At 69.5% G+C, this 13,956-nt stretch carries 10 protein-coding genes; 3 read left to right on the top strand and 7 right to left on the bottom strand.

The annotated features are described in order from the left end of the window. Positions 1-504 precede the first annotated feature (504 nt). Genes FB00_RS21500 through FB00_RS23190 form a run of 3 tightly spaced genes read left to right on the top strand, consistent with a single transcriptional unit; the run spans position 505 to position 2,890 of the window. Positions 505-1,692, top strand: a complete 1,188-nt coding sequence (locus FB00_RS21500; RefSeq protein WP_197088732.1) for an AAA family ATPase — start codon at positions 505-507, stop codon at positions 1,690-1,692. Next, positions 1,689-2,198 carry a hypothetical protein gene (locus FB00_RS22240; RefSeq protein ID WP_052877408.1) on the top strand — a complete coding sequence of 170 codons (510 nt, stop codon included), beginning with the start codon at positions 1,689-1,691 and terminating at the stop codon, positions 2,196-2,198. The genes FB00_RS21500 and FB00_RS22240 overlap by 4 nt, the downstream gene beginning before the upstream one ends. Beyond that, positions 2,087-2,890, top strand: coding sequence for an RNA ligase family protein (locus FB00_RS23190; protein WP_419865513.1), 804 nt, complete (start codon positions 2,087-2,089; stop codon positions 2,888-2,890). Before FB00_RS22240 ends, FB00_RS23190 begins: the two co-directional genes overlap by 112 nt. 48 nt (positions 2,891-2,938) lie before the next feature. Here FB00_RS23190 and FB00_RS03580 read toward each other — a convergent pair whose 3' ends face one another. The 7 genes from FB00_RS03580 to FB00_RS03550 form a co-directional block, all read right to left on the bottom strand. After that, a complete protein-coding gene (locus tag FB00_RS03580) occupies positions 2,939-5,050 on the bottom strand; it encodes a beta-galactosidase (protein ID WP_047231458.1) in 2,112 nt (703 codons plus the stop codon). 35 nt (positions 5,051-5,085) lie between these two features. Further along, positions 5,086-5,817 carry a glycosyltransferase gene (locus FB00_RS03575; RefSeq protein ID WP_231581690.1) on the bottom strand — a complete coding sequence of 244 codons (732 nt, stop codon included), beginning with the start codon at positions 5,815-5,817 and terminating at the stop codon, positions 5,086-5,088. Then, positions 5,814-7,364: a GH39 family glycosyl hydrolase gene (locus tag FB00_RS03570; RefSeq protein WP_047231457.1), complete on the bottom strand. Its 1,551-nt coding sequence runs from the start codon at positions 7,362-7,364 to the stop codon at positions 5,814-5,816. The genes FB00_RS03575 and FB00_RS03570 overlap by 4 nt, the downstream gene beginning before the upstream one ends. Positions 7,365-7,492: 128 nt before the next feature. Next, positions 7,493-9,154 (bottom strand): extracellular solute-binding protein, encoded by a 1,662-nt coding sequence (locus tag FB00_RS03565; protein ID WP_047231456.1) that lies wholly within the window; start codon positions 9,152-9,154, stop codon positions 7,493-7,495. Between the two features lie 108 nt (positions 9,155-9,262). Continuing rightward, complete coding sequence (locus FB00_RS03560; RefSeq protein ID WP_082140940.1) at positions 9,263-10,183, bottom strand: carbohydrate ABC transporter permease; 921 nt, start codon at positions 10,181-10,183, stop codon at positions 9,263-9,265. Then, on the bottom strand, positions 10,177-11,226 hold the full coding sequence (locus tag FB00_RS03555; protein WP_047231455.1) for an ABC transporter permease: 1,050 nt from the start codon (positions 11,224-11,226) through the stop codon (positions 10,177-10,179). Before FB00_RS03555 ends, FB00_RS03560 begins: the two co-directional genes overlap by 7 nt. After that, positions 11,223-13,661 carry a glycoside hydrolase family 3 N-terminal domain-containing protein gene (locus FB00_RS03550; RefSeq protein ID WP_047231454.1) on the bottom strand — a complete coding sequence of 813 codons (2,439 nt, stop codon included), beginning with the start codon at positions 13,659-13,661 and terminating at the stop codon, positions 11,223-11,225. The genes FB00_RS03555 and FB00_RS03550 overlap by 4 nt, the downstream gene beginning before the upstream one ends. Positions 13,662-13,956: the final 295 nt, after the last annotated feature.

The raw sequence follows: 13,956 nt of genomic DNA, 5'->3' as shown, positions 1-13,956 counted from the left end.
CTTCGCGTGCAGGCCCAGGATCTCGACGTGGTCGGGAACTCGACGTAGTCGCCGTCCTCGGTGTCGGGGCAGCACGGCGGTCGCTCAGACAGCCAGGACGGCAGCCAGTCCCACTTCCGAAACAGGCCAGAGGCGCCGGATGGCAGCTGGACGTCAAGCCATAGAACGAAACGTGTCGCGAGGCAGTGTCGTGCAGAGGGCGCGCGCAAGACGACCGTCGTTCCCATGACAACAACGGCCGAAATCAAGCAAGGAGGCGGCGAGACGGAGTATCGTAGCGCCGAACACCATCCGAGAGGACGAGCCTTGCTTACCGAACTGCGGATCAAGAACTTCAAAGCTTGGCGAGACACAGGACGCATCGAACTCGCGCCACTAACCATACTATTCGGCTCAAACTCCTCGGGAAAGTCAAGTCTCCACCAGTTCTTGCTAATGCTCCGCCAGACAGTGGCGTCACCGGATCGTAAAAGAGTACTTCACACAGGTGACGACAGCACACCCGTGGACCTCGGCAGCTATTCCGACCTTTTGCGCGACCCAAACACCTCTACGCCCTTGGAATTCGAACTCGGCTGGAAGCGGATAGAGGACCTCTCGATCTACGACGCACGACACGATGAGTGGTTCGAAGGTCGCGAAATGTCCTTCCAATGCAAAATGAGTGCGGTTGGCGAGGCACCCCCGCGTGTCCGCGTGGACGAATACATGTATACGCTTCAAACGGACTCGAACGACACTCTCCTCCTTGGAAGCGAAAGAGACTCCGCCGGAAAGTACCGCATGAAAGCACAGGGGGTCGAACTCGTTCGGACACTCGGACGAAAGTGGCCAGTTTCTCCCCCATCGCAATTCCACGCCTTTCCGGATGACCTCGCGACGCGCTACCAGCATCTTGATTTTGCGCCCGACCTCACGCTCGCACTCGAAGAGCAGCTCTCGTCGATAAACTACCTGGGCCCACTACGCGAAAAACCTGGCAGGCTCTATCGCTGGTCCGGAGAAGAAGTCGGACACGTGGGTTGGCGAGGCGAGCGTACCGTTGAGGCTCTTCTCGCTGGTCGTGACCGCCGCTTCAATCGTCGGCCCCGGATGCGTTACGAACCTTTGCAAGCCGTCGTCGCGCGTTGGCTCAAAACTCTCGGAGTGATTGACTCCTTCTCAGTCGCCCCTATTGGCGTTGGGCGTGATGAGTACGAGGTTCGCGTAAAAGCACCTGGAAGTTCGCGAGAGGTCCTACTCACCGACGTTGGATTCGGCGTGTCGCAGGTGCTCCCTGTCATAGTCGAAGCATTTTACTCGGCGCCGGGCTCGTCTGTGATCATGGAGCAGCCAGAGATCCACCTCCACCCTTCAGTGCAGGCCGGGTTAGCTGACCTCTTTATCGAGGCCATCAAGATGCGCGAGCACGGAGAACCCCGCAACACCCAACTAATTGTCGAATCGCACTCAGAACATCTGCTCCGCCGACTTTTGCGTCGTATTGCTGAGGAAGAGATTGATCCGGGCATGGTCCGATGCTATGTGGTAAACACCGGAAGGTCCGGATCGCGGATTGAGCCGCTCGAGCTGGACGCCTATGGCAATGTCCACAATTGGCCAGACAACTTCTTCGGCAACTCCGCAGAGGATCTTATCGCTCAATCTCGGCGAGCCCGGGAGCGGCGTCGTGAAAGGCAGTCTGCACTGTGACCCGAGTCATCGACACCAACGTTCCTCTCGTAACCAAACTGGTTGATGGCCACCCACCCGAGCTCCTAGACGCTTGTGAGCAGATTATCGAGGAGATTCTCGAGCAGAGGATGAGGATCGTTACCGATCTGGACGGGGAGATCGTCAGCGAGTACTTGCACCAACTCAGCTTGAGTGGACAACCTTCACTCGGGGACGCATTCGTGAGATACGTGCATGATTCCCGGTTCACATGGGAAGAGGCGACGCGCCCAGACATTCAGCCGGACACATCCGCGGAGAATTCGTATGGCGCCCTTGGGGGCGACGACGCGGAGATCGACCCTTCGGACCGCAAGTTCGTCGCTGCCGCAAAGGTCGCGGGAGTGCCAGTAGTTCAGGCGACAGACACCAAATGGCTGAACTGGGCGAGCGTGCTCGCCAGACACGGTGTTGTGGTGATATTCGCGCACGAGCCATCGATCCGCAGGGCGTACGAGGCCAAATTTGGCCACAAAGCGCCATGAGCGAGTTCTTTCGATTTCCCCACACCCCATACCTAGCCGAACCCGAGGGTGTAGATGTTCGCCGGGACAAGGTCCTTACCGCTTCCGAACGCGCTGCATTTCTGCGACAGAGGTTGCACGTGGAGGAAAAGGTTGACGGCGAGAATCTCGGAATCTCGTTCGACGGCGAAGCCCTTCGCTTTCAAGCGAGGGGAAGTTATGTCGCGCCTGGCGGAAAGCACTTCCATGGACTAGCAACTTGGGTTACCCCGCGCGCGGAGAGGATCGCCCGGGCACTGGGGAAGGACCTCATCCTTTTCGGTGAGTGGTGCGCGATTACGCACAGCGTTAGGTACGACGCCTTGCCGGATTGGTTCCTAGTGTTCGATGTATTCCAACGCTCTGCCGGTACATTCTGGAACATCGCGGATCGCGATCGTCTCGCGAGACATCTTGGATTGTATAGCACCCCACACCTCGGGAATGGGACGTTTGAACTCGGGGACCTCTCGGACATGCTAGACACGAGCCGCGTGGGTCATGAAATGATGGAGGGCCTCGTTGCGCGCGCAATTGAGGGCCGCTCTCGCGCAAAGCTAGTGCGGCCGAAGTTCATCCAGGGGATCGAACAACACTGGATGACATCGCCGCAAAGAAGGAACCGTTTGACCCCCTCACTCCTTAGGGATGCGAGTACACAACCCGGCGGCTAATTGCATAGGCGCGTGGGTATTGCGCTGCGGGCGCACTTCAGGCATTGACTATGAGCGGTCCTCCCGCAGCACGACGACGTCGGTCGGGGCGAGGCGGAGCGGCTCGCCGTGCTCAATCCGGCGGCCGGTGAGGAGGTCGGTGCCCGCCGCGTGCGCCGCGACCTCGACGGTCTCCTGGGCGTGGTTGAGGACGAAGGCCGTGCGGTCGCCGTCGCGCTCGCGCACGGCGAGCTCGAGGTCGGGGACGTCGGCGTACGGGCCGACGAGGCCGTGCCGGTCGAGCACGCGGCGCACGACCCACGAGACACCCGGCTCGTCGAGCGCGGTCGCGACGTACCAGGCCTCGCCGGGGACGCCGTCGGTCCCCCCGACGCGGTGCCGCGTCACGGCCGGGGCGCCGGCGTAGAACTCGGCGCCGTACGTCCCGACGACCTCGGCGCCCTGCGGCACCAGGACCTCGAACACGAGCTCGCCGCCCACGACGAGCGGCGCCTCCCCGCTGCCCGGCGTCCCGGCGGCACCGGCGACGTCGTCGAGGTCGGGGTCGTGCAGCGCGACCGGGTTCACGACGCCCGGCTCGGCGGAGTCCGTCTCCTCGACACGGATCCCGAACAGCGGGCCGAGCGGACCGGGCGCGTCCAGGAGGAACGCGTTGTCGTCCTCGTCGACCCGGCCTGCCCAGAACGACGACAGCACGGTGCCGCCCCTCGCGGCCACGCCCTCCAGACGCGCGGCGACGTCGCCCTTCAGCAGGTGCAGCATGGGCGCGACGACGACGTCGTACCGCGACAGGTCGGCGGTCACGGGCACGACGTCCACGTCGGCGTTCGCCTGCCAGAGCGCGCGGTAGTACGCGAGCACCGTGTCGACGTAGCGCGCGTGACGATTGAAGCCGTCCGTCATCTCGGCGGCCCACCACGAGTCCCAGTCGAACAGCAGCGCGACGCGCGCCGGGGTCCGGGCGCCGAGGACGGCGTCGCCGAGACCGCGCAGCTCGCCGCCGAGAGCGGCGATCTCGCGGAAGCTGCGCGTGTCGCGCCGGCCCGCGTGGTCCAGCATGGCGCCGTGGTACTTCTCGCACGCGCCCTTGGACTGCCGCATCTGGAAGTAGAGGACGGCGTCGGCGCCGTGCGCGACGGCCTGCCACGACCACAGGCGCAGCACGCCCGGGCGCTTCACGGGGTTGACGTCGCGCGAGGCGGTGATGGTCGGCGTCTGCTCCATGACCCAGAACGGCGCGCCGTCCTTGAGCCCGCGCATGAGGTCGTGCGCGAGCGCCATGCGCGCGTGCTCGCGCTGCCCGGGCGGGTAGTTGTCCCACGACGCGAAGTCGAGGTCGTCCGCCCAGCGGTGGTAGTCGAGGGGCCGGAACATGCCCATGAAGTTCGTCGTGACGGGCGTCGTCGCGTCGTGCTCGCGGATGCGGGCCTTCTCGTCGCGGAAGTTCTGCCGCATCGCGTCGGTCATGAAGCGGCGGTAGTCGAGCGTGATGCCCTGGAACGCGGTGTGGTCGGGCCCGCGCCAGTGCTCGGTGAGCTTGTTCGGCGGCACGACCTGGTCCCAGTCGGAGAAGAGGTGCGACCAGAACGTCGCGTTCCACGCCTCGTTGAGCCGCTCGATGGTGCCGTACCGCTCACGCAGCCACCCGCGGAAGGCGACGGCGCAGCGCTCGCACCAGCAGCCGCCGTCGTACCCGCCGTACTCGTTGCCCACGTGCCACGCGACGAGGCCGGGCGTGCCGGCGTAGCGCTCGGCGATGCGGCCCGCGAGCTCGGCGGACAGGCGGCGGTAGACGGGCGAGCTGGGGCACGCGTTGTGCCGCTGCCCGTACGCGTGCGCGCGGCCCTCGAAGTCGGTCCGGTTCACCTCGGGGTAGGCGTGCGCGAGCCACGGGGGCAGCGCCCCGGTCGACGTCGCGAGCACGATCTGGCGCCCGCCCTCGACCGCGCGCGCCACGATCTCGTCGAGGCGCGTGAAGTCGTAGGTGTCCTCGGCGGGCTGGAGGTACGACCACCCGAAGACGGCGAGCGTCACCGTGTCGATCGACGCCTCGTCGAACGCGGCGTAGTCGTCCTCCCACACGGCGCGGGGCCACTGCTCGGGGTTGTAGTCGCCCCCGTAGAGGATCTTCTCGGTCGCGGGCAGACGGGCGGGGGTCATGACGGGGACGGCTCCTCGGGTGGACGGGTCGGGGGTCAGACGGACGTGAAGCGGGCGCGGACGTCGTCGAGCATCCGCCGGTCGTTGCGGTACCAGCACCACACCCACACGCCGCCGACGAGGGCGAGGACGCCGTCAGTCGCGAACCAGGCGACGCCGGCCGCGGCGACGAGCAACGAGACGACGCCGAGGCTCACGAGCGGCATCCGGCCGAGGTAGTGGGCGGCGAGGCGGGCGACGTCGCGCGTGCGGAACGAGAAGAGGGTCGCGATCGCGACCGCGTGCAGCCCCCACACGAGCGCGAGCACCGCGATCACGACGAGCACGGCCGCGTACGTCGGGCCGACGCCGGCGGCCGAGGCGTTCGCGAGCACGACCCCGACGACCGCGAGCACCCCGAGTGCGGGCGCCCACACGCGCAGCGCGTCGAGCGCCCCGCGGCGGTAGCCGCGCACGAAGGTGCGGGCGGGCGCGACCTCGTCGTCGGACTCGCGCGCCCGGACGGCGTACAGGGCGGCGGACAGCGCGGGTCCGAGCGGGAGGGCCGCGAGCGCCGCGAGCGGCACGTTGGACGCCGCGCGGTCGAGCAGCAGGAGCAGGGCGAGCGTCGGCAGCGCCGCGAGCGCGAGCAAGGCCGTGACGACGACGTACCAGTAGACGAGCGCCGTCGCGCGCCCGAGCGTCCCCTGGCCGAGCGCGCCCGGCAGCGGCGATCCCGTGCTCCTCCCCGTGCCAGACGGCGGAGCGGGCCGGGACACGTCGCTCACCGTGCGCTCTCCCGGCCGATGGTCCGGCCGAGGATCCGGTCGTCGTCGAGCCACGCGGGCGTCTCGTCGCGGACGGGGTCGATCTCGACGAGCGTCACCTCGTGCCGCGCGAGCGTGAGCGCGAGGTCCACGCGGCCGTCCACGACGGGGAGGGACGTGGTCGAGCGGGCGGGTTCCGCGGCCTCGTGGAGGAGGTCGAGCTGGCGCGCCGTCGGCGACGCGGGGCGGCCGAGGTGCTGCCACGCGGTGAACGCGTTGCCGTCGGTCTCGTTCACGACGCTGCGGTGCGCGGACGCGCGCTGCGGGGCGCCACCGCCACCCGGCGCCCCGACGGGGACGGAGAGCCGCAGCTCGTGCCGCTCGGGCTCGGCCGGGTCGTCGGTCCCGCCGACGGGCTGCCACGCGAGCACGGTGACCCGGCCCCCCGCGTCGCGCGTCACGAGGTGGTCGGCGCCGCGCGCGAGCACGTCGGGGCCCATGCGCGCCATGAACGTGTAGAGGTGGTAGGTGGGCTTGCGCACCTGGCGGTGGGCGAGCATGCCGAACCCGCCGTGGAAGATCGCGGTGGGGATGTTCTCCTCCTCGAAGACGTCGCAGAACGTCCAGTAGGAGAACGAGTCCACCACGTCGCCGCCGGCGGCGAGCACGGGCGCGAGGGCGGCCGCGTTGTACGCGGTGTCGTGCACCGGGTTGTCGGGGCGGTAGCTCGTGTTGAACTCGGTGACGTGCGCGGGCAGCCCCTCCAGCCGGGTCCCGGCGAGGAGCTCGCGCGGGCGCGCGAACTGGTCGAGCAGGTCGGTCGGGTGGCGCAGGGTCTGGTAGACGCCGAACGGGACGTGCTGCGCGGGGCCGGTCGTGTACGCGTGGAAGGACACGAAGCCGCACGGCAGGTCGCGGGCGGCGACGGCGTCGGCGAACGGCGCCCACCAGTCGTCGGCGCCGGGCGAGATCGCCGGGCCGCCCACCTGGAGGTCGGCGTCGACGTCCTTCACGGCGTGCGCGGTCGCCTCGTACAGGCGGAGGTAGGCCTCCTGGTCGGCGCCCTCCCAGAAGTTCACGAGGTTGGGCTCGTTCCACACCTCGACCGGCCACGTCCGGACCTCGTCGATCCCGTAGCGGTCGACCAGGTGGCGCAGCACCGCGGTCACGAGGGCGGCCCACTCGCGGTGGTCGCGCGGCGGCGTGACGTTGCCCTTCCACCAGAACACCGTCTGGTCGCCCGACGCGAGGCCGGACGGCATGAACCCGAGCTCGAGGAACGGCCTGACCCCGAGCGCGAGGTAGGCGTCGACGACCTGGTCGACGTAGGTGAAGGCGTACCGGGTGCCCTGGTGCCCCGCGACGTCGTACGGGCGGTGGACCCCGACGTCGTCGGACAGCAGGCCGTGGCCGCGGATGTACCGGAAGCCGATCTCGGCCTGCGCGAGGGCGAGCGACTCCTGGTAGTCCTGGCGCAGCGCGAGGTTGAACCGGCCCGTGCCCACGCACGTGCGCCACGCGTCGGACAGGACGGCGACGGGCTCGGACGGGACGACGGTGGGTGTCACGGGTGATGCTCCTGCGGGGAGGGGTGGTGCGGTGGGTGCTGCGGGCGGCGGACCGCCGTCGCCCGGTGGGGCGACCGGGCGACGGCGGGGCCGTGGTGGCGGGTGCCAGGGGCACCCGCCGGAGGACGTCAGCCCGCGGAGCGGGTGAGCGCCGCGTTGTAGGTGTCGATGAGCTGCGTGCCGCCGAGCCCGTCGATCTCGGACACGTAGGCGTCCCACTCGCTCAGCGGGCGCTGACCGGTGACGAAGCCCGCGGTCGCCGCCATCACGGCGTCCTTGATCTGCGTGTCCAGGAGCGACGTCTGCTCGAGCTCGAGCTCGTCGAGGCTCGCGGCCGGCTTGACCGGCAGCATCTCCTTGCGCTCGAGCACGGCGTCGGTCCACGCCTTCGTCTCGTCCGTCATGACGGACTGGAGCAGCTCCTTCGAGGAGCCGTTGGCGAGCAGGAACACGCCGTTGCTGTACCCGAAGTCGGCGTTGAGCTTCTTCGGCGCGTCGGGGTTGAGCGCGTTCCAGCCGATGTCGGCCGGGAGCGTGCGCGTGCCGCCCTCGTTCGTGTACGTCTCGCCCTCGACGCCCCACTGGGCGAACTCGATGCCCTCGTCGGAGTAGTACAGCCAGTCGACGAACTGGAGCAGGGCCTTGAAGTACGGCTTCTCGGCCGCCTCGCTCGAGATCATGAGGCCGGACGACAGCCGGCTCCCGGCGAGCATCCCGCCGAACGGCCCGTCGGGCAGCACGATCATGCGCAGCGTGACGTCCTTGCCCGCCTCCGCCAGCTTGCTGCGGTAGGCCGTGATCTCCTGCGTGTTGCCGGAGATCGCGGCGGCCTCGCCGTTGACGAACTTCTGGATCGCCTGGTCGTCGTTCTGCGTGATCTCGGGGTCGAGCAGGCCGTCGGAGGTCAGGCCGGCGACGTACGTGATCATGTCCTTGTACGCGTCGGTCGTGCCGGTGAGCTGGAACTCGCCGGACTCCTCGTCGAACCACGTGTTGGAGTAGCCCCAGCCGCCCTCCGTGCCGTAGTTCGGGGCGATGTACTGGAGCATCGCGCCGAGCGGCTGCGTGTCGGTCCAGCGGTCGGTCATCGCGTACGACAGCTCGGGGTTCGCGGCCTTGACCGCGGCGAGCTGCTCCGCGAACTCGTCCCAGGTCTCCGGCTCCTCGGTGATGCCGGCCTTCTGGAACAGGTCGTCGTTGACGACGACCGAGTACTGCACGTCGGGGATCTCGCGCAGGCCCGGGAGGAGGTAGTACTTGCCGTCCGCCTGGCGCTTGGCGTCGAGCTCCTCGCCGAGGCCCCACTTCTCCACCTTGTCGGCGAAGTTCGGGAGGTACTCGAGGTAGTCGGAGACGGGCAGGATCGCCCCGCCGGAGACGAACTGGACCTCCTGGCCGGGGTAGGTCACCGGGATGAGGTCGGAGGCGTCGCCGGCGCCGATGAGCAGCGCCTTCTTGTTGTCCCAGTCGGCCAGCGGGACGTCGGTCCGCGTGAAGGTGACGTTCTGGTTGGCCTCCAGGTTCTGGAAGATCGACCAGTCCTCCTTCACCGGGTAGTTCGGGTGGTCGCGGTACATCAGCGAGAAGTCGACCGGCTCCGTGGCCTTGAAGGTCGTGCCGACCTCGAAGTCCTCCATGGCGCCGACGGAGTGCTCGGCGTCGATCGTGACGGCGCCACCCCCCTCCTCGGGGTCGGGCGTGTCGCCACCCCCGCCGCTGCACGCGGTCAGGACCAGGGCCAGGGTGGTCGCGGTCGCCACCGTGGCGGCCGGGATCCGGATCGTTCTCATCTCTCTCCTCGGGTTCGAGCTTCGTCGCTCTGACGTCGCTGAGGTGCGGGTGGTGCGGTGGGGTGGTGCGGGTGGTGCGGTGGGGTGGTGCGGGTGGCGCGTGGCGGCTCAGCCCTTGACGGAGCCGAGCATCACGCCGGAGACGAAGTACTTCTGCACGAACGGGTACAGGCAGACGATGGGCAGGACGGTGAGCAGCATCGTCACGGACTGGATGTTCGAGCCGATCTGGACCGCCTCCTGCGAGCCGGGCCCGGTCGCCGCGGCGATGAGGTTGCGCAGGTAGACGGTGACGGGGAAGAGCTCCTTCTTGTCGAGGTACAGGAACGCGCCGAACCACGAGTTCCAGATGCCCACCGCGTAGAAGAGCGTCATGGTCGCGATGACCGCCTTGGACAGCGGCAGCACGATGCGGCCGAAGATCCCGTACGTCGACAGCCCGTCGATCGCGGCCGCTTCCTCGAGCTCCGTCGGGAAGTTCTCGAAGAACGACTTCATGACGAGCAGGTTGAAGACGGAGATCGCGCCCGGCAGCACGACGGCCCACATCGTGTTCCGCATGCCCAGGACGTCCGCGACGAGGATGTAGTTCGGGATCAGGCCACCGCCGAAGAACATGGTGAACACCGCGATGCCGATGAACGCGTTGCGCCCCTTGAGGTGACGGCGGCTGATCGCGTAGGCGTACGTCGTGGTGAGCGCCATCGCGATGAGCGTGCCGACGACCGTGTAGACGACCGTGTTCTTGTAGTTGGTCCAGAACATGGCGTCGGAGAGCACGTACTGGAGCGTCTGGACGTTGAACCCGCGCGGCACGAGGTTGACGTTGCCCGCCGCGATCTGGCCCTCGGACGAGAACGCCTTCGCGACGAGGTTGACGAACGGGTAGAGCGTCACGACGCACACGACCGCGAGGACGAGGCCGTTGACCACGCGGAACGCGCGGTACCCGCCCGTGTCCTTGATCGTGCCGCCCTCGCGGCGGACGGCGGTGAGGTCCGGCGTCGCGGACAGGGGGTCGGTCACCACAGCGAGGCTCCAGTCAGGCGGCGCGAGACGGCGTTCGCGGAGAGGACGAGCACGAGCCCGATGAGGGCCTCGAACAGCCCGATCGCGGTCCCGTAGGAGAACTGCGCGGACTGGATGCCGACGCGGTACAGGTACGTCGAGATGACGTCGCCCGTGGAGTAGATCAGCGGGTTCTGCAGCAGCAGGACCTTCTCGAACCCGACCGCCATGAAGGAACCGATGTTGAGGATGAGGAGCACCATCATCGTGGGGCGGATGCCCGGCAGGGTGATGTGCCACGTCTGCTGCCACCGGTTGGCGCCGTCGATGCGCGCCGCCTCGTAGAGCTGGTCGTCGATCGTCGTGAGCGCCGCGAGGTAGAGGATCGTCCCCCACCCGACGGTCTGCCAGACCTCGGACGAGACGTAGATGGTGCGGAACCACTCGGGCTGCTGCATGAACGCGACCGGGTCTCCCCCGAACGCCTCGACGATCTGGTTGACCGTCCCGTTGACCGACGTGAGCTGGAGCACGAGGCCCGCGACGATGACGATCGACATGAAGTGCGGGAGGTAGGAGACCGTCTGCACGATCTTCTTGAACCGGCGCGACCGCAGCTCGTTGAGCAGGAGCGCGAAGACGATCGGCAGCGGGAAGCAGACCAGCAGCGTGAGGAGCCCGAGGATGACGGTGTTCCAGAACACCTGCCAGAACTGTGCGTTCTGGATGAACATCTCGAAGTAGCGGAAGCCGACCCACTCGTCGCCGAACACGCTGCCGCCCGGACGGAACCGGCGGAACGCGATGACGTTCCCCAGCATCGGGAGATAGCGGAAGACCAGCAGGAACAGCACGGGCACCACGAGGAACGTGTACAGCCGCCAGTCCTTGCGCAGCGCGACGCGCCACGGGACGCTGCCGGCCTTGCGGCGCCGGGCGGCCCGGCGCGCGCGGCCGCCGCCGTCGCCCGCGGGCTCGCCGGGCCGCGCGTGCTCGGCCGCTGCGACGGCGCTCGCGACGGTGGTGGCCTCGCCGACGTCGACGGGGCCCTGGTCCAGGGTCATCCCACGCTCACCTCCTCGTGATCGTTCTCGCGGTGCGTACCCGGCGCGGCCGGGACGGTCGCGGGTCCGGAGACCCGCACGTCGGTGACGAGGCGGCGCGTGTGGTCGACCTCGCGCTCGGGCCCCACGAGGCGCAGCGGCAGCGTCGCGACGACGTCGGCGCTGGACCGCGAGACGCGCAGCTCGACGTCGCCCGGCTCCACGACCCGGCGCCCGTCGGCCCCGGTGAAGGACGTGACGTCGGCCGGCACGACGAACGACACGGTCGCGGCCTGACCCGGGTCGAGCGCGACGCGCGCGTACCCGACGAGGCGCACGACGGGCCGCGTCACCTGGGCGACCGCGTCGTGCAGGTAGAGCTGCACGACGTCGGCGCCCGGGACGCTCCCGGTGTTGCGCACGGTGACCTCGACCCGGGCCTCGCCGTCGACCGGCCAGGGGGCGGGCCCGCCGGCCGCGGCGCCGACGACCTGCGCGTCCTCCCACGCGAACGTCGCGTAGGACAGGCCGTGGCCGAACGGGAAGGCGGGCGTCGGGTCGACGCTCGAGACGCCGGAGCGCAGGCCGAGCGGCGCCGAGAGGTAGGTCGCGGGCTGACCGCCGGGGTCGCGCGGGACGCTCACGGGCAGGCGGCCCGACGGCGACACCTCGCCGGCGAGCACCTCGGCCACCGCCCGGCCGCCGAGCTGGCCGGGGAAGAACGCCTGCACGACCGCCGCGGGCGGCGTCGGCTCGTCGAGGAGCGCGCCCAGCGCGTAGGGCCGGCCGGTGAGGAGCAGCAGGACGACGGGCGTTCCCGTGGCGAGCAGCGTCCGCACGAGGTCCTCCTGGACACCGGGCAGCCGCAGGTCGGCGGCGTCGCACCCCTCGCCCGAGGTCCCGCGCCCGAACAGCCCGGCCCGGTCCCCCACCGCCACGACGCACACGTCCGCGCCGCGCGCCGCCTCGACGGCTGCGGCGAACCCGCTCGTGTCCGACCCGGTCACGTCACAGCCCCGGGCGTGCACGACGTCGAAGCGCGACCCGAGCTCGGTGAGGACCGTCGGGATCTCGATCCCGGTCTCGACCTCGGGGTGCTGGGCGCCGACGTGTGCCGGGAACGAGTAGCAGCCGAGCATCGCCATCGGGTCGTCCGCGAGCGGGCCGACGACGGCGAGGCGCGTCCCGGTCGCGAGCGGCAGCGCGCCGCCGTCGTCCGCGAGCAGCACGACCGCCTCGCGCGCGAGGCGCAGGGCGAGGTCGCGCCCCGGCGCGTCGTCGAGCACGAGGCCCGCGCCGCCGTCGGGCACGGGCTCCCAGCCGGGGTCGAGGAGGCCGAGCTCGACCTTCTGCCGGAGCACGCGGTGCAGCGCCTCGTCGACGAGGGACTCCTCGACGTCGCCGCGGCGCACGGCCTCGGCGAGCGCTGGACCGAACGCGTCGACGGTGGGGAGCTCGACGTCGACGCCGGCGCGCAGCGCGAGGCGCGCGGCGTCCGTGCCGTCGGCGGCGACCTTGTGCAGCGTCTCGAGGAACCGGACCCCGAAGTAGTCGGCGACGACCGTGCCGTCGAAGCCCCACGTCTCGCGGAGCAGGCCGGTGAGGAGGCCCCGGTCGGCGGCCGACGGCATCCCGTCGACGTCCGTGTAGGCGTGCATGACGGAACGCGGCCGACCGTGGCGCACCGCGATCTCGAACGGCGGCAGGATGACGTCGGCGTACTCGCGCGGCCCCATCGCGACGGGCGCGAGGTTGCGGCCCGCGCGGGAGGCGGAGTACCCGGCGAAGTGCTTGAGCGTCGCGACGACGCCGGACGACTCGAGCCCGCGCACGTACGCGGCGCCGACCGTCCCGACGAGGTACGGGTCCTCGCCGACGGTCTCCTCGGTGCGGCCCCAGCGGTGGTCGCGCGTCACGTCGAGCACGGGCGCGAGCCCCTGGTGCACTCCCGCGGCCCGCATGCTCGCGCCGATGCGCGCGGCCATCGCCTCGACGAGCTCCGGGTCGAAGCTCGCGCCCCAGGACAGCGGGACGGGGTAGGCGGTCGCACGCCACGCGGCGAACCCGGCGAGACACTCCTCGTGCACCTGGGCGGGGATGCCGAAGCGGCTGGCGGCGACGAGGTCGCGCTGCGACCGCTCCAGGGAGCGGGCCCCGGCCTCGGGGCTGACCGGCGCGGTGCCGTAGGGGCGCGTGAGCTGACCGAGCCCGTGCTCGATGACGGACTCCCACGTGGGGACGTGGCCCGTCATGTCGGCCTGGTGCGGCGCGACGCCCCCGCCGGAGGCGTCCGCGCCGACCCACACGCCGACGAGCTGGGCGAGCTTCTCCTCCAGGGTCATCGCTGCGGCGAGCGCCCGGGCACGCTCGGCGGCGCCCCGCCGCACGTCGCGCCACGGCTCCGTGGTCGTGGCCTCGTGCCGCTCAGGGGCGGCCGGGGTCGTCTGCGTCGTCAATCGTGGTCCTCGGGTCGGTCACGTCGTCGTGCCTCGCCCGGTGGCCCGGGCGTCCACGGCATCGTGGTCTTCGAAAGTATCGGTAACGGTTCCGATACCCGTTGGTCCGGGACGCTAGACCGACGGCGGACGCGTCGTCAAGCGAGACTCGGGTCACAGTTCGATGACGACGGCTTGCGAGGCCTTCCTCGCCAAGAGGCGCGGGATACCAGCGAAGATCACCCGCCTCGGCAACGGACGAGCGCCACGCACAAGTGCTACGGTTCGACTCGAAAGTTGCGACCAGCACGAGGAG

Source organism: Cellulosimicrobium funkei (assembly GCF_001019615.1).
In the GTDB taxonomy this organism is placed as follows: Bacteria; Actinomycetota; Actinomycetes; order Actinomycetales; family Cellulomonadaceae; genus Cellulosimicrobium; species Cellulosimicrobium cellulans_E.
Note: the sequence above shows the minus strand (reverse complement) of the source record. Positions and strands in the feature narration are given on the sequence as shown.

Coding starts and splice junctions, on each gene's coding strand:
- FB00_RS23190 (WP_419865513.1), top strand. CDS start 2,087: ATGGCTGAACTGGGCGAGCGTGCTCGCCAGACACGGTGTTGTGGTGAT.
- FB00_RS03565 (WP_047231456.1), bottom strand. CDS start 9,154: ATGAGAACGATCCGGATCCCGGCCGCCACGGTGGCGACCGCGACCACC.
- FB00_RS03555 (WP_047231455.1), bottom strand. CDS start 11,226: ATGACCCTGGACCAGGGCCCCGTCGACGTCGGCGAGGCCACCACCGTC.
- FB00_RS03580 (WP_047231458.1), bottom strand. CDS start 5,050: ATGACCCCCGCCCGTCTGCCCGCGACCGAGAAGATCCTCTACGGGGGC.